21 protein-coding genes are annotated in these 20162 nt (G+C 36.2%); 14 read left to right on the top strand and 7 right to left on the bottom strand.

The window, feature by feature from the left end; all coding sequences use genetic code 11:
• Nucleotides 1–43: 43 nt before the first annotated feature.
• Both ACLBWE_RS00320 and ACLBWE_RS00315 read right to left on the bottom strand, forming a co-directional pair.
• Nucleotides 44–589: an N-acetyltransferase family protein gene (locus ACLBWE_RS00320; RefSeq protein ID WP_447600450.1), complete on the bottom strand. Its 546-nt coding sequence runs from the start codon at nucleotides 587–589 to the stop codon at nucleotides 44–46.
• Entirely contained in the window at nucleotides 586–1179 is a 594-nt protein-coding gene (locus ACLBWE_RS00315; RefSeq protein WP_447600448.1) for a helix-turn-helix domain-containing protein, read from the bottom strand. The genes ACLBWE_RS00320 and ACLBWE_RS00315 overlap by 4 nt, the downstream gene beginning before the upstream one ends.
• A gap of 237 nt (nucleotides 1180–1416) precedes the next feature.
• Here ACLBWE_RS00315 and ruvC point away from each other — a divergent pair, with 237 nt between their 5' ends.
• Nucleotides 1417–1962 carry a crossover junction endodeoxyribonuclease RuvC gene (gene ruvC, locus ACLBWE_RS00310; protein WP_003651385.1) on the top strand — a complete coding sequence of 182 codons (546 nt, stop codon included), beginning with the start codon at nucleotides 1417–1419 and terminating at the stop codon, nucleotides 1960–1962.
• A 7-nt stretch (nucleotides 1963–1969) separates the two neighbouring features.
• Here ruvC and ACLBWE_RS00305 read toward each other — a convergent pair whose 3' ends face one another.
• Complete coding sequence (locus ACLBWE_RS00305; protein ID WP_447600445.1) at nucleotides 1970–3427, bottom strand: NAD(P)H-hydrate dehydratase; 1458 nt, start codon at nucleotides 3425–3427, stop codon at nucleotides 1970–1972.
• Nucleotides 3428–3453: 26 nt separating this feature from the next.
• On the opposite strand from ACLBWE_RS00305, the gene queG reads away from it, so the two are divergent.
• Both queG and bioB read left to right on the top strand, forming a co-directional pair.
• The gene (gene queG, locus ACLBWE_RS00300) at nucleotides 3454–4548 is read left to right on the top strand and encodes a tRNA epoxyqueuosine(34) reductase QueG (RefSeq protein WP_447600956.1); all 1095 of its coding nucleotides are present in this window, start codon (nucleotides 3454–3456) and stop codon (nucleotides 4546–4548) included.
• Between the two features lie 93 nt (nucleotides 4549–4641).
• Nucleotides 4642–5631: a biotin synthase BioB gene (bioB, locus tag ACLBWE_RS00295; protein ID WP_209733422.1), complete on the top strand. Its 990-nt coding sequence runs from the start codon at nucleotides 4642–4644 to the stop codon at nucleotides 5629–5631.
• 48 nt (nucleotides 5632–5679) lie between these two features.
• Here bioB and ACLBWE_RS00290 read toward each other — a convergent pair whose 3' ends face one another.
• A complete protein-coding gene (locus ACLBWE_RS00290; RefSeq protein ID WP_447600443.1) occupies nucleotides 5680–5892 on the bottom strand; it encodes a hypothetical protein in 213 nt (70 codons plus the stop codon).
• A gap of 63 nt (nucleotides 5893–5955) precedes the next feature.
• Entirely contained in the window at nucleotides 5956–6306 is a 351-nt protein-coding gene (locus tag ACLBWE_RS00285; RefSeq protein WP_003651376.1) for a hypothetical protein, read from the bottom strand.
• A gap of 445 nt (nucleotides 6307–6751) precedes the next feature.
• Between ACLBWE_RS00285 and ACLBWE_RS00280 the strand changes: the two genes are divergently transcribed.
• The 7 genes from ACLBWE_RS00280 to ACLBWE_RS00250 all read left to right on the top strand — a co-directional run bounded on the left by ACLBWE_RS00280 (nucleotide 6752) and on the right by ACLBWE_RS00250 (nucleotide 14269).
• Entirely contained in the window at nucleotides 6752–7288 is a 537-nt protein-coding gene (locus tag ACLBWE_RS00280; protein ID WP_426453516.1) for a fimbrial protein, read from the top strand.
• 73 nt (nucleotides 7289–7361) lie between these two features.
• Nucleotides 7362–8105, top strand: coding sequence for a fimbrial biogenesis chaperone (locus ACLBWE_RS00275; protein WP_447600440.1), 744 nt, complete (start codon nucleotides 7362–7364; stop codon nucleotides 8103–8105).
• A gap of 140 nt (nucleotides 8106–8245) precedes the next feature.
• Nucleotides 8246–10702: a fimbria/pilus outer membrane usher protein gene (locus tag ACLBWE_RS00270; protein ID WP_447600954.1), complete on the top strand. Its 2457-nt coding sequence runs from the start codon at nucleotides 8246–8248 to the stop codon at nucleotides 10700–10702.
• Complete coding sequence (locus ACLBWE_RS00265; RefSeq protein WP_447600438.1) at nucleotides 10699–11718, top strand: fimbrial protein; 1020 nt, start codon at nucleotides 10699–10701, stop codon at nucleotides 11716–11718. Before ACLBWE_RS00270 ends, ACLBWE_RS00265 begins: the two co-directional genes overlap by 4 nt.
• Nucleotides 11719–12278: 560 nt before the next feature.
• Nucleotides 12279–12458, top strand: coding sequence for a hypothetical protein (locus tag ACLBWE_RS00260; RefSeq protein WP_003651366.1), 180 nt, complete (start codon nucleotides 12279–12281; stop codon nucleotides 12456–12458).
• Between the two features lie 84 nt (nucleotides 12459–12542).
• The gene (locus ACLBWE_RS00255; protein ID WP_447600435.1) at nucleotides 12543–13547 is read left to right on the top strand and encodes an AraC family transcriptional regulator; all 1005 of its coding nucleotides are present in this window, start codon (nucleotides 12543–12545) and stop codon (nucleotides 13545–13547) included.
• A 95-nt stretch (nucleotides 13548–13642) separates the two neighbouring features.
• Nucleotides 13643–14269 carry a sterol desaturase family protein gene (locus ACLBWE_RS00250; protein WP_080026919.1) on the top strand — a complete coding sequence of 209 codons (627 nt, stop codon included), beginning with the start codon at nucleotides 13643–13645 and terminating at the stop codon, nucleotides 14267–14269.
• 91 nt (nucleotides 14270–14360) lie between these two features.
• Here the strand turns inward: ACLBWE_RS00250 and ACLBWE_RS00245 are convergent, their stop codons facing one another.
• Nucleotides 14361–15212, bottom strand: coding sequence for a LysR family transcriptional regulator (locus tag ACLBWE_RS00245; RefSeq protein ID WP_005047512.1), 852 nt, complete (start codon nucleotides 15210–15212; stop codon nucleotides 14361–14363).
• 94 nt (nucleotides 15213–15306) lie between these two features.
• On the opposite strand from ACLBWE_RS00245, the gene ACLBWE_RS00240 reads away from it, so the two are divergent.
• From ACLBWE_RS00240 to ACLBWE_RS00230, 3 genes are all read left to right on the top strand, one after another.
• Nucleotides 15307–16236, top strand: coding sequence for a DMT family transporter (locus tag ACLBWE_RS00240; protein ID WP_447600432.1), 930 nt, complete (start codon nucleotides 15307–15309; stop codon nucleotides 16234–16236).
• Between the two features lie 255 nt (nucleotides 16237–16491).
• On the top strand, nucleotides 16492–16956 hold the full coding sequence (locus ACLBWE_RS00235) for a hypothetical protein (protein ID WP_003651360.1): 465 nt from the start codon (nucleotides 16492–16494) through the stop codon (nucleotides 16954–16956).
• A 245-nt stretch (nucleotides 16957–17201) separates the two neighbouring features.
• A complete protein-coding gene (locus tag ACLBWE_RS00230; RefSeq protein WP_447600429.1) occupies nucleotides 17202–18617 on the top strand; it encodes a purine-cytosine permease family protein in 1416 nt (471 codons plus the stop codon).
• 58 nt (nucleotides 18618–18675) lie between these two features.
• On the opposite strand, the gene ACLBWE_RS00225 is transcribed toward ACLBWE_RS00230, so the two are convergent.
• Nucleotides 18676–19113 (bottom strand): PACE efflux transporter, encoded by a 438-nt coding sequence (locus ACLBWE_RS00225; RefSeq protein WP_198078660.1) that lies wholly within the window; start codon nucleotides 19111–19113, stop codon nucleotides 18676–18678.
• A gap of 89 nt (nucleotides 19114–19202) precedes the next feature.
• On the opposite strand from ACLBWE_RS00225, the gene ACLBWE_RS00220 reads away from it, so the two are divergent.
• Nucleotides 19203–20087, top strand: coding sequence for a LysR family transcriptional regulator (locus tag ACLBWE_RS00220; protein ID WP_447600427.1), 885 nt, complete (start codon nucleotides 19203–19205; stop codon nucleotides 20085–20087).
• Nucleotides 20088–20162: the final 75 nt, after the last annotated feature.

Raw genomic sequence — 20162 nt, 5'->3', positions numbered from 1 at the left:
TAGACTGGGCTACTATTCTGTTTTTTAGAATGTGATGTTTTATTTATCCATCGATTGGATGAAATGGTGTGCTCAAATTTAACTGATAAAAAGCAGCATCAAGCCATTCCCCAAACTTAAAACCGACTTGTTTAAAAGTGCCTGCGTGAGTAAAGCCCATTTTTTCATGTAAACCTATACTTGCCTGATTGGTCGCATCAATACAACCAATCAATACATGTAACTCGGCCTCTTGAGCTCGCTCAATCAATTCTTGCATTAAAATTTTGCTTAGTCCGCTACCACGATGTTCATGATGAATATAAATACTATGTTCAACGGTATATTTATAGGCAGGAAAAGCCCTAAAGGTTCCCCAGCTCGCAAAACCCAATAACTTGTCAGTCTCATCAACAATACCAATGACGGGAAAACCGTTTTCTTTTTTAACTGAAAACCAGTTTTTCATCGATTCTTCAGAGCGCGGGAAATAATCATATAGAGCGGTAGAATTGATAATTGCTTCATTCAGAATCTCTAAAATAGCCACTGAATGTTCTGCTTCATTACAATCAATTAAACGAAAATTAGAATTGAGGGAAAAGGTCATAAAGATTCCTTAATGGCAGAGACGAGTTGACTAGAGACGACTAAAATATAGCGTGCGACTTGAGATGAATTATTACTGTATATAACGGGCTGGTTGAGTTGCATTGCCAAACAATCCCCTGTGCTTAAAGCATAAGAAGATTCACCTAGTTGAATATCAATTTTCCCTTCAACTACCCAAAGTTGCTGTTGTACCACCTTAGAGGTTTCACTAATTTCATAAGTAATTCGTGAGTGAGGGGGAAATTCAATTTCAACAATTTGAAATGAAGACTTCCAATTTGGAGGTGAAATTTGACGGCGAATATAGCCAGTTTCCGGGTCTTTCCATTCTGATTGTTGACTACGCCGAACAATAGGCTGAGGTGATTGATTACCTTGTTGATTAGCGAAGAGTTGAGTCAAAGGCACACCTAAACCATTTGCTAGCTTTTCAAGGACAACCGCTGTTGGGCTGGCCTCACCTCTTTCAATTAATGAAATAGCAGAACGGCTCACCTGACATCGTGTAGCAAGAACATCAAGGGTATATCCACGAGCTAAACGCAGTTCACGTACTTGCTGTGCAATACGGATATTAATATCTTCCATGCACCCAAAATTCCAATTCCAAAATTATAGATAAATATTCCACTAAACTAGAATTCTGTCAATTATTAAAGAATTTTATCTTTTTTAGAAATCTTGAAAACTATTCTTTGTAGTAACCCAAATAGAATCTATTTAAAAACGAAAAATAACCATTCATTAGTGACTTGCTTAAATAACTCATGCAGATCATATTTTGGTATGTAACAATAGCTTTAAATTATTTATGTAAGCCTTCACATGTCTTTGATTATTGGGATTGACCCTGGTTCACGCTTAACAGGTTATGGAATCATAGAAAAAGATGGTAGCAAACTACGTTTTATCGATGCAGGTACTATTCGAACAGAAACTAAGGAAATGCCCGAACGCTTAAAACGTATCTTTGCTGGTATTGAACGTATTGTTAAATTTCATGGTCCAACTGAAGCTGCCGTTGAGCAAGTGTTTATGGCTCAAAACCCCGATTCGGCCCTAAAACTTGGTCAAGCACGTGGTGCAGCGATAGCCGCTTTGGTCAATTTAGATTTGCAAGTTGCAGAATATACTGCGCGCCAAATTAAACAATCTGTTGTAGGTTATGGAGCCGCAGACAAAGAACAAGTACAAATGATGGTCATGCGATTACTTAACCTCACCATCAAACCTCAAGCAGATGCCGCAGATGCACTAGCAGCAGCAATTTGCCATGCTCATGCATCTGGAAGTATGAGCAAACTGTCGGTCCTTAATGCCTTAGGTGGTATGGCACGTGGACGAAGTCGCTCTAGCAGTCGCAGACGTTAAAGCTTTATTAGTTCACGACTTGAGTAATTGCCTGATTCATCTCAAAAGCCTGTAAACCACGCATACCTTGTTTTGCAAGTTGGTCACCAGCCTGAGCATGAAAGGTAACAATTTCATGTAATGCAATTGCCTTATGGAATTGTGCTTTTAGACTTGCAATCATTCCTGCTAGCACATCTCCCATCCCTCCAGTTCCCATACCAGCATTCCCTTGGGTACAAATATAAAGAGCATCTTCTAAAATCAGACTACCCGCTCCTTTAAGCACCCACTGCCCTGCATATTTTTGTTGTAAGGCATAAATTGCAGAGATTCGGTCATTCTCAATCTGAGTAGTAGAACACTCAAGCAATGTTGCAGCTTCTCCAGGATGAGGTGTTAAATAAATATGTGCATTCAATTTTTGAGGCTGTTTTGCTAGAAACCATAAAGCATCTGCATCTAAAACAATTTCCAGATGTTCACTCTGATTTAATAAATTAAACCATTGTCGGTAGATCTGCTGTGCCCAATCATCACGCCCCAACCCCATTCCAAAACACACTGCATCAACCTGAGATAAAATATCTTTAATAGACTTTTCAGTTAAGGCATTAATATCACGGAGCATAATATTTGGTGAACGAGACAGAATAGCCTGATGATGGTTTTGATGACAAACCACCGTGACTTTACCTGCTCCTGCATGAAAAGCAGCCTCGGCAGCCATAATTACAGCACCGCCCATTTGTTGATGCCCACCAACGACTAAAACATGCCCATAACTCCCTTTATGACCAAATGCTAATCGCTTAGGAAGTTTAATATTTTTTGATGTTAAATAAGCTAACGGTTTCAGCCCTTGATCTATAGGTATTAAATCAATTAAATGAAGCTCACCTGTGTATTCTTTGCCTTGACCTGTAAATAATCCAGCTTTAAGCCCTAAAACTGTAAATGTATGATCAGCCCTTATTGCACAAGGTAAGGTACATCCTGTATTTGTCTGCAAACCGCTGGGTATATCAACAGAAATTTTTAGGCCAGTTTGTTCATTAAATTGTTGAATAGCCTGTTGCCAATGAATGTTTAATTCTCGATTTAAACCAATACCAAATAAAGCATCAATATGACAATCAAAATGCTTTGCGAGTTCAAAACCTTGATGAATTTGTACCAGTTGATCTTTTGCAAATTGCACAGCTTGATGTAAATCTGCTGAAGCCCCTACTTCGGATGCAAAGATTTGAACATTCCAACCTGCTTGCTTTAAATAAGCTGCTATAAAATAACCATCACCAGCATTGTTGCCTTGCCCACACCAAACAGCAATATTTTTAATAGACTGCTCTTTAAAAAGTTCAATTAACTGTTGAGCAATTGACCAAGCCGCTTGTTGCATTAAACCTAATGATGAGTTTTGCGCAGCAAACCAGCGTTGCTCCCATGCTTGAATATCATCGCTATGGTAAACTACCGTCTGCATATTATTATCCTCTTCTGTTTTGGTTTATGACATCTTCCGATACATCACGCATTGCGTTGCAACAACTTGATCTTCACGAATTAAAAGCATGGATCAAGGCTCAAGCTTTAGACTTGGGTTTTGCTGATTGTGTCATTGCAAAACCAGATGCTCAAGATCAAATGCCACGTTTTTTAGAGTATCTTGAACGTGGCTATCATGCAGATATGACCTATTTAGAGGAAAATCTAGAAAAGCGGGCTGATCCAACATTATTAGTTCCTGGCACAAAAAGTATTATCTGCGTTCGCATGAACTATCTGGTTGAGTCACCAAAACCTCGATATGTACCTTACGAACCAAATTCTGCGATTATCGCCCGTTATGCACGTGGTCGAGACTACCATAAGGTCATGCGTGGTAGATTGAAAACTTTAGCCACACGAATTCGTGAAAAAGTTGGTGATTTTGAATCACGTCCTTTCGCTGATTCAGCCCCTATTTTTGAAAAATCATTGGCTGAAAGTGCTGGAATGGGTTGGACGGGTAAACATACTTTGCTCATTCACAAAAAGTCAGGTTCTTTTTTTGTATTGGGTGAACTATTTACATCACTCGATTTACCTTTTGATGGCCCAACGACCTCTCACTGTGGTTCGTGTAGTGCTTGTATTGATATTTGTCCTACACAAGCAATTGTGGAACCTTATATGCTCGATGCACGGCGTTGTATCGCATATTTAACCATCGAATATAAAGGAATTATTGCTGAAGAATTACGTGCTGGTATTGGTAACCGAGTTTTTGGTTGTGATGACTGTCAATTAATCTGTCCATGGAATAGTTTTGCCAAAACTGCGTCCATTAGTGATTTCAATCCTAGAAATGGTTTAGACAGCATCAGCCTACTCGATATCTGGCAATGGGATGAAGCTACGTTTTTGGCAAATACGGAAGGCAGTCCAATCCGCCGAACAGGTTATCAGTCATTTAAACGTAATATTGCAATCGGTTTAGGAAATGCTCCTTATTCAAAGGAAATTGTAGCTCAACTACAAAATGGCAAGATTTTGCATGATGATATTGTCAACGTGCATATTGATTGGGCAATTGAACAACAACTTAATCAACTTCAGTCATGAAATTAAAAAAATGATGTTTTTTGCCCTATAGCTTTAATACGAATTCTGTATGATTATGTATAGTGAATTAATGCCATCATCATGGATATGACAATGACTCTACGTAATGATTGGAATCGTGAAGAAATCCAAGCTTTATATGAACAACCCTTTTTGGATTTAGTTTTCAAGGCTCAGCAAGTACATCGCGAGCACTTCACTGCCAATGCGATTCAGGTCAGCACCCTTTTATCGATTAAAACTGGTAAATGCCCTGAAGATTGCAAGTACTGCTCACAATCAGCACATTACGAATCAAAACTAGAAGCAGAAAAACGTATTGCTGTAGAAAAAGTGATTAGCGAAGCAAAAGCTGCAAAAGATTCAGGTTCTTCTCGTTTTTGTATGGGTGCAGCTTGGCGTAACCCCCATGAACGCGATATGCCTTATGTTTTAGAAATGGTACGTGAAGTAAAAGCTTTAGGTTTAGAAACCTGTATGACTTTAGGCATGCTTAACCAATCTCAAGCAGAGCGCCTACAAGTTGCTGGTTTAGATTATTATAATCACAACCTAGATACATCTCGTGAGTACTACTCACACATCATTAGCACTCGTACTTTTGATGATCGTTTAAATACCTTAGATTATGTTCGCCAAGCTGGAATGAAAGTTTGTAGTGGCGGCATTGTAGGTTTAGGCGAAAGCCGTGAAGACCGTGTTGGCTTATTACATGAATTAGCTACCCTACCAATTCATCCTGAATCTGTACCAATTAACATGCTTGTTCCAATTGAAGGAACGCCTTTAGCTGATGTTGAAAAGCTGGATGTAATTGAATGGATCCGCACTATTGCTGTTGCGCGCATTATTATGCCGCATAGCTATATTCGTTTATCCGCTGGTCGTGAGTCCTTAAGTGATTCAGATCAAGCATTAGCATTTATGGCAGGCGCAAACTCATTATTCTCTGGTGATAAATTACTCACCACACCAAATGCAGGTGAAGGTAAAGACCAAGCGTTGTTTAACAAACTCGGCTTAACCGCAGAAAAACCAAAACCAACAGTTGCTGACTTATCAGTAAATGCTATGAGCGCATAACTCAAAGCAGTAAAATAAAAAAGCCCTGAAGAATCAGGGCTTTTTTATTTAAATAGAAGTAACTAAAATTCCATAAGTGGCATTAAGAAATGTCCCGACTCGAATAATGTCTTTTCCTGCTGCATGTGTTACAGACAGCTCTTGGCTCAATACATCAAAATTAAAAGCATCAAAAACATCCTGATGATGTAAAAGCCAAGTCATTGTATCTGCTATATTATCATCCGCAATATAAGTTAAGGCCTTAAAGTCTTTACTCATAAATCACTCTTAAAAATAAATTTTATGAATTTTATATGAGTTAACTCTACCTTAAAAGAGAATCTAAGCTGCTTTAGGGTTCACTAAAGAACGACCCGACAATAAGCTTGTCAAAGCTTGTGGTGAAAATTCCAAAGAAAGTACATGATTCTTGAGATTAACAGAGTGTTTACTGATCAATGGAAGTAAACCTTCTTCTGTTTCAAAGACGTATTCATCTGCAATATTTAAGATACCCTCAAGATTAGTTGTACTTGAAGCAAGATCATGACTAAAGATGTCATAAATCGTTTGTAAGTTAAATGTTGTCTCCTGCTCAGTTGGGTGCTTAATGAGATAATCCTTTAAAAACAAAACTAGCTTATGAGCAAAGAAAAAGTAATTAGGTTTATAGCTATACTTCATACTATTCATGGAACGGAACTCCAGATTATCTTTTATTAAATTACAACTAAAACAGTAGGAATTGAATCTTAAAAAATTCTTAAAAAAACAAATATATTCACAAGATAAATTAAAAATAATTTTATTGTTAAAAAACATTAAGTTAAATCAAAAACATAGACATCTCTCATCTTAAATTCTTTAAAGTTAGATTAATTTAATAAAATACAATTACTTAAATATTACGAGTTTTTTCATTTTATTTTAAAAATGAATCACACATTATTTTACCAACCGATAAAAAATATATTCCCAAATTTTTTCTTAATAGAAACAACCAATCAAAATATATATAAATATAATGTTTTTCTTGTTTTTTGGTTGAAAAGTGATATATTTCCTTCGCCTTACTTAAGCAGAATAAACTTGCTAAAAAGTAATGGATTTTATTTTAAAAGGCTATTCTGGGGATTTTATGAAAAGATTTATTTTTATGGCGGCGGTTTCTCTCTTAAATATAACAAATGCACAAGCTGCAGATGGCACAATTACTATTAATGGTCTTGTCACGGATAATACTTGTACGATTGATACTGGAGATAAAAATCTAACAATTAACCTACCTACAGTTTCATCTCAAACCTTAAAAAATGCAGGTGATGTAGCTGGTCGCACCCCATTTCAAATTAATTTAACGAACTGTGCTTCGGCTGGTAAAGTAGCCACCTATTTTGAGCCGGGTGCTACCGTTGACTTTAATACTGGTCGGTTATTAAACCAAGCAACTTCAGGCGGCGCAACAAATGTGAATATCCAGTTGCTAGGCAGTAATAATGCTGTAATTCCTGTACTCGCTACAGGCACGAATGCGACTCAGACCAACTCACAATGGGTGAATGTTTCGGCAGGTGGTGATGCTGACCTTAACTATTATGCTGAATACTATGCTACAGGTGCTTCTACTGCGGGTACGGTAACATCGCAAGTAAAATACACCATTATTTATCAATAAAATTAAAATTGAAGCTTCTATTTAAAGATAGAAGCTATCTCCTATCTATTATTCATTATTGAGAATATGACTCATGCTTTTTCGTGGTCGTAAGTTTTTTTGGGGATTAGTTTGTCTACAGGTAGCACTGACTACCACAGGCCATACTGAAATTGTTTTACATGGAACTCGTGTCATTTATCCTTCAAATGCACGTGAGATCACTTTACAACTGAGTAATAACGGTACAGCTCCCTCTCTTGTTCAAGCTTGGATCGATGATGGAAATGCAAAGTCGACTCCCGATGAAGCAAATGTGCCCTTCATTATTACTCCCCCGATTTCACGAGTAGAAGCGACTAAAGGCCAGACCTTAAGAATTACAGCTCTACCTAATACGTCTCAATTAAATCAGCAACAAGAATCTATTTTTTGGCTTAATGTTTTAGATATACCTCCTAAACCGGAAGGAAAAACTAAACAAGAACAAACCACCACTATTTCTAATAATTTTTTACAGCTCGCTGTTCGTTCGCGCATTAAATTTTTTTATCGCCCTATAAATCTAAAAGAAAATATTGAGCAACTAAGTGAGAAAGTTCAATGGAAAATGAATGATCAATATCTAGTAGTGAAGAACCCGACTCCATTTTTCCTGACTATTAGCTCCATTTTTCAAGGAAGTGAAGGCCATAAAACAGACTTATTACAGCAAGGATTAATGGTTGCCCCTTTTTCCGAAGATAAAATAAAACTAAAAACTAAAAATTTAGCAGATATGAGCTTTGTATATATCAATGATTATGGTGGAAGAGTTGAGCACCCCATAAAGTTCTAACCTTACTGTATTACTTAAGAAAACCTAAATACCTATCATGAATAGGCTCTAAAACTATGTCTAAATGGTTTATACCTTATATATGTTTAAAAAGCCCTTTTACTTGTTATGTGGCCTCAAGTATTGCGGTATTTATGCCTTTGGCTGCATATGCCGAAAATAGTACCGATGTTTCAGGTTTCTCAAAAGCAGAGTTTGATAGTAATTTTTTAGTAGGTAATGCGCAAAAAATTGATATTGGTCGTTTCAAATACGGAAACCCCATCTTAGCTGGTGAATATAGCTTAGATGTCTATATTAATGGTCAATGGCTGGGTAAACGACGTATGCGCTTTAATGCTCGCTCTCCTAACGTAAATGCCGAAACCTGTTTCACAGAAGCCATGTTACTAGAATATGGCGTAAAAGCCGATGTGCTTAACCAACATTCTCATACATCCTCTCTTTCTTGTGACGCGCTAGGGACTTGGATAGATAATGCTTTTTATTTATTTGACAGCTCTCGTTTAAGAATTGATATTTCTATCCCCCAAGCCACATTAGAAAAAAATGCACAAGGCTATATCGACCCACATTTTTGGGATCGAGGTATTAATGCAGCTTTTTTGACATATAACGCGACTGCTTATCGGATAGTTAACGAACAAAATGAAAGTACATATGCTTTTATGGGGACGAATCTTGGAGCAAATTTAGCGAGTTGGCAATTGCGCCATAATGGACAATGGAAATGGCAAGACCATACTGATTTTCAAACTGATAATTCTTCTTATACTTCAACGAATACATATATACAAAAAGCATTTCCGAAAATTCATGGCGTTGTGACTTTAGGCGATTATTTTACTAATAGTGATTTTATCGACTCTTTACCATATCGGGGAGTAAATATTTCAAGTGATGACCGAATGCTTCCAAACAGTATGCTCGGTTACGCTCCCAGAGTGAGAGGTTATGCAAAAACCAATGCGAAAGTCGAGGTTAAGCAACAAGGCAATTTAATTTATCAGACAACGGTACCACCCGGAAACTTTGAAATTAATGATCTTTACCCAACGGGATTTGGAGGTGAGCTACAAGTTTCGGTAATTGAATCTAATGGAGTAATTCAAAAATTCTCTATTCCCTATGCTTCTGTCGTCGAAATGCTACGCCCTCAAATGAGTCGATACTCTTTTACTTTAGGGCAGTTTCGAGATTCAAACCTTAGCCTAACTCCATGGCTGATACAGGGTAAGTATCAACGGGGAATTAATAATTACCTCACAACTTATAGTGCGGTTCAAGCAACCCAGCAGTATTTCTCTTTGTTACTAGGCACAGCTTTTTCAACACCAATTGGAGCCGTCTCTTTTGATGCCACTCAGTCAAAAGCTGAGTTTGATCATCAATCTAAAATGACAGGACAAAGTTATCGTTTAAGTTACAGTCGACTATTTTCTCCAACAAATACTAATTTAACATTAGCTACTTATCGCTATTCAACAGAGAACTACCTCAAATTGCGTGATGCAATTTTAATTCAAGATTTACAACAACAAAATATTGATAGCTTTTCCGTAGGAAAACAAAAAAGTGAATTCCAGATTACTTTAAATCAAGTTCTTCCCAAGCAATGGGGAAATTTTTATTTAGTGGGTTCATGGACAAACTATTGGAATCAACCCACGACCAATAAACAGTTCCAATTAGGTTATAGCAATCAATTTAAAGATTTAACTTATAGTTTATCCGCAATTAACAGCGAGATTAATGAAGGCAGCAATCGTACAGGTCAAGATACGCAGTACCTTGCTTCTTTATCTTTTCCATTAGATTTTAAGAAAAATTCTCTGACTTTTAATAGTGTTATTGGTGAGGACAGCCAGACTTTAAGTTTCAGTGGCTTTACAGGAAGTCGCTTAAACTACGGCGCATCAATTTCTAATCAGGATCATGGTCAAACCAACCTGAATATTAATGGTACCTATAAAACAAACTATACAACACTAGGTGCTTCATTAAGTCACGCAGATTCATACCAACAAGAAATGCTTAACTTCAGTGGCAATGTTGTTGCACATTCCCAAGGAATTCTGTTTGGGCCAGATCAGGCTCAAACCATGGTGCTGGTCTATGCACCAGATGCTACGGGAGCACAAGTCGGCAATACACCAGGGCTCAGTATTAACAAAAAGGGATATGCCGTTATTCCGTATGTTACGCCTTATCGTATGAATGACATCAGTCTTGATCCACAAGATATGTCCACACAAGTTGAACTTGGTGAGAGCAGTTTAAGGATTGCCCCTTATGCAGGCTCGATTACTAAGGTTCAATTCTCAACAAAAAAAGGTTACGCACTTTTTATTAGTACAACAACATTAGATGGCTCACATCTACCTTTTGCCGCACAAGTGTACAACCAGAATAACGAAGTAATAGGTATTGTCGCGCAAGGCAGTCGCATTTATTTACGAACACCCTTAACCCATGACCGTTTATATGTGAAATGGGGAAATACGAGTACTGAAAAATGCGAAATTGAATACGATATAGCGGATCAAATAAAGCATAACAACCAACCAATTATTATGACAAAGGCAGTCTGTAAATGAATAATATTTTAAAAAAAATTGGATTTTTGGCAGTGAGTATATTTGCTTATAGCCATACAAATGCAAATTGTAATTTAAGTAAAGGATTTACTACCGTCGATATTCCGATGAATATAGGTAAAATCGTAGTAAAACCACATGATCCAATAGGAACGATCTTACAAAAGAATACTTTTACAGTATCTCCTAATAATTCGACTGCAACTTGTAATCGAGCGAGTGATCAAATTATTGCAGCTCTCCCCTTAAATTATCCAATTAGTCCTATAGGGAATAATGTTTATGCTACCAATATTCCAGGTATTGGTATTCGACTTTATCGCGAAGCTGCCGATGCTTCAGATTTTTCAGGATATTATCCCTATAGACGTACATTAACACCCAATCAAACATATACACTTTCCCCTGGATATTTTGTTATGGAAGTTATTAAAACTGCCATGACAACAGGCTCCGGAGCACTAGTCGCAGGCCGTTACAGTACCTATTACGTATCAGGACAACAGAACCGCCCATTTTTAACAACGACCGTATTAAGTAATGCCCCTATTCTTATTGCGTCTTCATCTTGTGAAATTCAAAATGGTGTAGATTCACCAGTTCAACTTCCAACCGTGATGAAATCAGGCTTTAGAGCGATTGGGTCAACCCAAGGGGAACAGAATTTTAATCTATCAATCTTATGTAATGGTGGCGAAAACAACTCTGGTATCGCTACGAGCAATACGATCAGCTTAAGTTTTGATTATAATTCTGATACCTCCAATAATCAGGTGATTAACAACAGTGCCGCGAATTCAATCAAAGCCAACGGTGTTGGTGTCGAACTGTTATGGAATATGAATGGAGCAAATCAGCCGATTCAAAAAGCAAGCAAACTAAATATAGGTATGGTGAGTTCCAACCAAACTGTTGAATATGATATACCTTTAACTGCTCGTTACTATCAGACTGCCACCAATGTGACCGCAGGTGAGGTTAAAGCCACAGCGACGGTGACGATTCAATATGATTAACTATTCTCTATAAAATTACTAAAAACAAATAAGCTTAATGCTACTAAGAGAACTCAAAAAACTAATTTTTTTAAACTTTGTAGTTCTATTAAAAAATCACATAAAAAAATGCTCATAAGCAAAAATAGCAAATGAGCATTAGTGATAACCACTTAACCTGAAATACAAATTGTGGGAAATAGATCACAATTTGCATGGGTATAATTTCAAAATTCGGCTTAAAGATCAAGTCTTTTTTTTAACAAAAATTTAAAAAACCACCATAACATATTGTTTTAAATAAATTAAAAAAATAAATTTAATTTATAAACGCTATTTTATAGTGCTTCTAAAGAATTATCATTCTATATAATTAATATAAACTTAATTTTAAGAAAAATTAAAAGACACTCGTCAAGTCGAATAAAATTAAATTTACTTTAACTTCAAATATTTAGGCCAAAATCATCAAAAATTAAATTTTACAGAATTACATAATTTATAATAAAAAAAACATAAATAAATTTAGAAATCTCCTTCAATTGCCAATAATATCTTTAGACTTTTTATCAGAACGTAACATGCTCATTTTTTGGAAAATATTATGTATCTTATTACTAAGTCTAGGCGCTACAAGTATAGGTTTTGCGATTAGTAACATCGATCTTTTTCTTTTTTTTATAGGTTTGCTTTTATTAACCTCTTTTATCTTAGCTTTAAAACAAGCACGTGAAGATGCGGGTTTCTTTCCTGATCATTAAACTAATATAAGTTTCCGAGATATAGAATCAGCAATAAAATCATGATTGAATATGCGCTATAATTTATAGAGTTGTCATCAAATTATGTCTAAAAATTCTTCAGACGCTGGAATTTTTTTATGGATGACTTACCAGACTATGCAAAAGATGGGCTTAGATGCAGCATCTATTTTTGCAAGTGTAAATTTGCCTAATCAACCACCCGATAAAAATATTCGTAGAGATAATTCTACCCAACATCGTTTTTGGACAGCTGCTGAAGAAATTAGCCAAGATCCTGATATTGGCTTACATGTAGGTAAGCAAATGCCGCCGTTCCGAGGTTTGGTTATTGAATATCTATTTTTGAGCAGCTCTACATTTGGTGAAGGATTGCAGCGCGCTATAAGATATCAAGCCCTACTTACAGATGTATTTAGCCTTTCCTTAACCATTAATGAAGATCAAGCAATATTATCGGGTTTTGAGCATCCCGTAAGACATTATCTAGAATGTGGGATTGGTATTTTCCTTAATTTTTTTAAATATATTACTAATAATGAGTTCAGACCTAGTCATATTACTCTACCTTATCAACAAGGCGCCTCGGCTAAAACTTATCAAGAGATGTGGGAATGCCCCGTCATTTTAGGCCAAACAAAAGGTGCTATTGTTTTTCCTAGTGTACTATTAAATAAGACCTCGCCAGCTGCTGAGCCAGAATTATTAAAAATTCATGAAACTCTTGCGGAACAACAGCTATTAACATTAGAAAAGCATCAACTCATTCATGTAATTGAACGTTTGCTTAGTAATGGATTACTTGAATCTGGGCAATTTGATCAAAAATTGATTGCCGAACAATTAAACCGCAACCCTCGTACTCTTCGCGCTGATTTACAAGCTATTAATACAAATTATGAAAAGATTTTAAATCAACATCGAGAAAAACTTGCCAGACGTTTGCTTGCTAATACACAAGAAACTATTGATCAAATTGTTTATTTAACCGGTTTTTCAGAGCCCTCTGCGTTCACACGTGCATTCAAACGGTGGACTAATGAAACTCCCAGTGCTTATCGACAACGCAAACAAAAACAATCAAATTGATTTTAAAGGCAATTGGTCTACTGCCTATTAGGTCAAAGGGATAAAACGTTCTTCTTTTAAAATGGCTTTAAATTGTAAAAGAAGAAGTGACACATATGCTTGGATTCCCTGTAGGTGTTTTTGTAGCCAATGGCTTGGAATGGTACTTTCATAAAGTTTGGCTGCATGAGTTTCCAAGCCAGTATCGTAATAGTCCATTTTTCACCCATATCGCACATCATAAACGTGCCCGTTTAAATGGCTTTCATGATGAAGGCTATGCCGAATCTATGCTTAAAAATGCTGAAATTTATAATGAAAAAACAGCCTTAATTGGATTAGCAGGTGCTGCTACCATTTTTTTACCTGTAGCTCCTTTTTTTACAGCTGGACTCTATTATGGTTTATGGAATTATTGGCGCGTGCATGCCAAGTCTCATTTAGACCCAGAATATGCAAAAAAACGTATTCCTTGGCATTATGATCACCACATGACAAGCAATCAGAATGCTAATTGGTGCGTTACCAGACCTTGGTTTGACTATATTATGGGAACAAGAGTAACCACCGAAGTATCTAAAACCGAAACTAATCCTTTAGGGATAAAATTACCTAAATGGGTAGAAAAACCTATTAATTCAGCTGCTAGACGTTTACTTGCTAAGTCTTTTGCCAAAATTGATTTAAACTCTCGTCAAGATCAATCTAATTTACGTGAAGGCATAGAAGTTAGTCTAACCTAGCGTATTGATCTAACCAAACTCAAAAGAAGCTGCGGAAAAATGGCAGCTTCTTTAAACAGACGTCTAAGAGTTAGCATTTAACTAACCAAGTTTAAGTTCTAAAAGACTCGAAACAACTCACCAGAAAATCCATTACTACACGTATTGCAGGACTATGTCGTAGATCTTCATGGGTTACCAACCAGATTTCAGCACTCATGGGATGATCATCTTGCAATCTGACCAAGTTACTCAGTGTTCCTAAAAAATCAGGTAATACAGCTAACCCAGCTTCGCCACATGCTGCTCTCCACTGAAGTTCAGGATGATTTGTAACCATTACAGGTTCTTTATTGCCTAATCTTTCTTTTAACTTCTGCTGTTTTTGACCATGTACACCCCCGACCTCTACGCTGATCCATTCATAACTTTCAGAATCAGTTGAAGCTAAATAATTTGGAGCAGCATATATCCCAAAAGGAATTTCTCCTACTTTTCGAGCAACTAAGTTTTCATCTTTAGGACGACCAAATCGTACGGCAATATCAGCCTCACTATGCTGTAAAGAAACATAATGAACATCACCGAGTACACGTAATTTTAATTGGGGATAATGTCGATAAAATCTCCCCAGATGAGGCATGATGAGATGCGCAGCCGTTAAAGGAGGCATACTAATAGAAACACTACCCATCACTTCTTGCTGACCAGCTTGAGTTAAACGTTCAATAGAAAACGTTTCTTCCATCATACGAGCAACTACTTGTGCAAGACGCTCTCCATCCGGGGTAAGTATGTAGGTCCGTGGTCTACGATCCACTAATTTGAGTTTTAAATTTTGTTCTAGTTGAGCAATTCTTCTGGATACAGTTGCATGATCTACGCCCAACTTTCTTGCGGCAGCTGACAGTGACTTCTCTTCGGTAAAAACTGAAAAGTAATGTAAATTTTCCCAATCAATCATTGTGCAAATTTTCACATTAGAAGTGTATTAATACGGAATTGTACACCTTTATATAATTGCCCAGAATAAAACCTTTCTTAGTGGGAGCCTGTCGATGAACAGAACGGTGGCTTATGCCTATGCTGGTGTTGTATTAACGATGTTTTTTTGGGGATCAGCATTTAATGCAATGTCTTATATTATTCAACATATGCCTCCGCTATCTGCCGCATCTGAACGGTTTTCAATTGCAAGCCTAAGCTTACTTCTGATCTTTTCAATCACAGGCAAACTAAGATGGGCAGCCTTAAGTCAAAATTTATTTATCTATCTTATTATTGGGGTTGTCGGCATTGCAGGATTCAACATAGGTTGTTTTTATGGCTTACAGACTACATCTGCTGTGAATGGGGCCTTAATTATGGCAACCACACCGTTGATGACTCTATTAATGACAATTATTTTGGACGGTGAAAAACTTACCCCTAGTAAATTTTTAGGTGTTTTATTCGGCTTAAGTGGTGTGTTACTCGTCATTAGTCAGGGGCATATAACAACTTTACTTCACCTGAAAATAGACATTGGAGATCTATTTATATTATTAGGGGCTTTCGGATTTTGCTTAGCAAATGTTCTATCTCGCCGCTATGTAAAAAATGCCACGCCTCTAGAAACAACGACTTTTTCTATGATGTTCGGGGCAATAACACTTGGCGTGTTAAGTATGATATTTGAAAATCCTCTTACAGCCATCACTTCTGCGCCTGTAAATGCACATTTGGCCATGGGTTATGTCATTATCTGCTCTACAATGATTGCTTATCTATTCTGGTTTAATGGCATACAAAAGTTAGGAGCCGGACGTGCTTCCGTCTTTTTTAACTTTGTACCAGTATTTAGTATGCTGATCGCCCTACTTACAGGGCAGTCTCTCAATATCTGGCAATTGATAGGAACAGCTTTAGTAATGTTTGGTGTAATGAGTAGCGGAGGTTTTTTTAAAATTAAAGGCACCCCACTTATAGTAAAACATTGTACAAAATAGGAAATATGCTGCTACATTAAAAATCATATGTTTATCATGTAGCAGCATTTCCAAATAAAAAAATAGAAAAAATATTTACTTAATAAACTCTTTAATTTTATAAGTTTTATTTTTAAAAATATATTTTTACATTTTCAATTATTTATCACAAAAGCTCATCTTAATTATTGCGTTGTAACAAATAATATATGTTTCTTTAAAACTTAATAAAAGATTGCCATATATAGTTTTAAAACAATCTAAGGAGATATTAAAATGAAGCTGGATTTCACCACCATTGAAAAACAAGCCCAATTGCTGCAAGAAGAGCAAGAAAAAATTGGACAACAAGATCATGATTTTCAAATCGCTTTAGATAAGCATAGAGAATCTTTAAAGAATTTATTTAAAGAGCTTTTTCATGATCAAGAAATTAAAACAGAAAATGGAGGCCACTGTTGTGTAACATTCGGAAATTTTAAAATTTCTTTATTAATTGAAACTGCTAAATTTGAGAATGGTGTTCCGGTAAAATTAAATTCAGTAAACCCTATTATTGTGAAATTTAAAAAAGACAAACCCGTTGCAAAAGCACAATTTACCGATGCAACTCAATATCTCGATAATCATTCAGAAGCTCCAAACTATCAATATTATTATAAACAAGAAGATAAAACCCAACTCGTCCAATTTTCTGAACTTCCAACTTTTTTTCAAGCTATCTTAGACACTAATGTATAAAGTCAGGCCCTCAATAGAGGGCTTTTTTATATATTATTTTTATATCATTTAAATCTATTAAAAATAATATCAGTCTAATTATTTTTTTATTTATCTATGAAATATTTAAGCCACTTTTAGGTTCTACAGCCTCAAAAAGTATTTGATTCTTTTTAAAATTACTTGTATATACATGTTTGTATTTGTTTGTACAAATGCGGACTTAATAAAAATAGAGTGGACTCTTAAAGGACAAGGAGAGTGTAATGGACTCATCGGCTGAGAAACCAAATAGCAGTTTTATTGAAAACCGAAGCATTGATTTTATTCCAGAGAATGAAAGACATGGCGGAGTGTTTGCTCAATTCACCCTCTGGTTTGGTGCCAATTTGCAAATCACGGCTATTGTGACGGGTGCTCTAGCAGTTGTATTAGGCGGGGATGTTTTTTGGTCTATTATTGGTTTATTTTTGGGACAGTGTTTTGGTGCTGCTGTCATGGCTCTACACGCTGCTCAAGGTCCAAAACTTGGCCTTCCACAAATGATTTCAAGTCGTGTTCAATTTGGGGTATATGGTGCGTGTATTCCAATCATACTCGTCTGTCTCATGTATCTGGGGTTTACTGCAACTGGTGAGGTACTCGCGGGTAAAGCTATTGCACATCTAGCACATGTCAGCAATACAACTGGCATCTTAATTTACGCATGTTTGATTATTATATTCGCAACTATTGGATATCGTTTAATTCATGTGGTAGGCAAAGTAGCCAGTATTATTGGCTTGATTGCTTTTGTTATTATTCTGACTCAAATTTTAGCTCTTTCTGATTTTTCTGAACTCTTAGCAGTACGTCATTTTAGTTGGTCTTCATTTTTGTTAGCAGTTTCACTTTCTGCTTCTTGGCAAATCTCTTTTGGACCTTATGTTGCAGACTACTCTCGTTATCTTCCAACTAAAACATCTTCATCTCGTGTTTTCTGGGCCGTTGGCTTAGGTTCTTTAGTGGGTTCACAAATTTCTATGAGCTTAGGTGTTTTGATTGCTCAAGTTGCAAACGGCAATTTTGTTGGAAATGAGGTTCAATATGTCGTTGGCATGAACCCCATCGCCTTAGTTGTTACCTTCTTATATTTTAGTATTGCTTTTGGCAAAGTTACTCTGACGACCTTAAATGCTTACGGTAGTTTTATGTGTGTTGCTACGGTTTGGAACAGTTTCAAATCGACAAATCAAATCTCAAAAATAACAAGATTGCTCATTGTCCTTGCTATGGTTGTGATTTCGACCTTTATAGCAATTATTGGCGAGCACACTTTCTTAAGTGCTTTTAAAGCATTTATTTTGTTTTTACTTACTTTTTTTATTCCATGGAGCGCAATTAATCTGGTTGATTACTACTTTATCTCTAAAGAAGAATGTGATGTAGATGCGCTCTATGATCCAAATGGCAAGTATGGCCGCTGGAATCGAATCGGTATTACTTGCTACTTTTTAGGTATTTTAATTCAACTACCATTTATTGATAGCAAATTCTATACAGGTCAAATCGCGGCAATGTTGGGAGGCATAGATCTATCATGGCTAGTGGGACTTATCTCTACAGCTTTGATCTACTATTTTTTTGCTAAAAGAGCTCAACTAAAGTTTGTAAAACAGTTACCTCTCGAACAAGTTAAGTAAAGCCCAAACATAAGATATCAAAGTATGACTTTGATATCTTATTGAAATTGATGAAAAGCTATTCTTGTAATGCTTTAACCTGTGCTGAAGCAGGAAGCCCAAACAACTTATCAAAACTCCAATTAAATATAAAAGTGTAGATGGGAATAATGATAATAAAGGCTACATCTAGCCAAAAAGCAGCAATCAGAGAAATATCCATCCACCATGCAATAAGAGGAATCAAAAATAAAACTAAGGTAAGCTGAAAACCAATTGCATGCCCAACCCTACGTTTGACTGTACGGATATTACTGCTTTGCCTAGCCTCCCACTTCTCATATAAAACATTGTAAATAAAATTCCAAGTTACAGCGATGGTCGTAATCATGACAGATAGAGGCCCAGTATGCTCCACACTATCACCGGCCAAAATAGCTAACCCTACTGATGAAATAATCATTCCAATCACTTCATAAGAAGAAACATATACGATTCGACGCTTTACACCTTGCATAATCAATGAACTCTGCTTAATTCTTTATATTTTAATTTCAGTTAAAATCATATATAAAGTTAATAGCTTTCAGTTTGACTGATATTAAAATGAATTTTAACAGTGAAAATATTGAACTCTTCATTACCGTACTAGATACGGGATCTTTCTCTGCGGCCGCTCGTAAACTAAATCGCGTCCCCTCAGCAGTCAGCATGGCCATTGCTAATTTGGAAGCCGAATTAGGTTATATCTTATTTGAACGAACCCATCGTAAGGTCATTCCAACCCCTACAGCATTAGCTTTAGAACCACAGGCTCGCATTATTTCTGAACAGCTTAGGCTATTTAGTACTCATGCCCATGAACTTTCTTTAGGGCTTGAAAGTAAATTACGTATTGGTGTTGTCTCTGATGTAAATACCAAATTATTATTCTATTCAATAAAAAAATTAGCCGATAAATTCCCATTACTTAATATAGAAGTTATTACTGCCCCTCAAGATGACATCGTCAATTTACTTTATAAGGAAGAAATTAGTCTTTGCTTAGCAGGTTCAGACCTAAATATAAAAATGCGTGAAAATCTGCAATTGGTAATGACTGAAACAGTAGTTGCCACGATTTCGTCTACTCATAGTCTTCTACAAGAAAAAACAAAGCAGTTTTCTATTGAAGAGTTAATCAATATTAGGCAAATTGTAGTAGCGAGTAGTGACCATGAAATGACAGATTCTCGTTCAATTATTGGTGCAATGTACTGGAAAACGAATAGTCTACAAACAGCAATTAATATGGTTGAAGCAGGACTCGGTTGGGGAAATTTCCCTTTATCATTAGTACAAGAAAAAATCGATCAAGGTCATTTAGTTCTTTTAGATTTTAAAAATACCAAAAATCATTTACCTCTATCCATTTATTTAATTTGGCTTCAAGACCGCCCATTATCTAAAGCGGCTCGAGAACTCATCCAAATTATTCAAGAAAATTTATAATTTCTTATACTTTAGTTCTGAGTACATCTGATCTCTTTTTATAGTTTTACTTCAAATTAAATATGCTTGCTTTAA

This window comes from Acinetobacter sp. M5A5_2a, assembly GCF_053345265.1.
The sequence above is the reverse complement of the archived record's forward strand: the minus strand, read 5'-3'. Positions and strand labels throughout refer to the sequence as shown.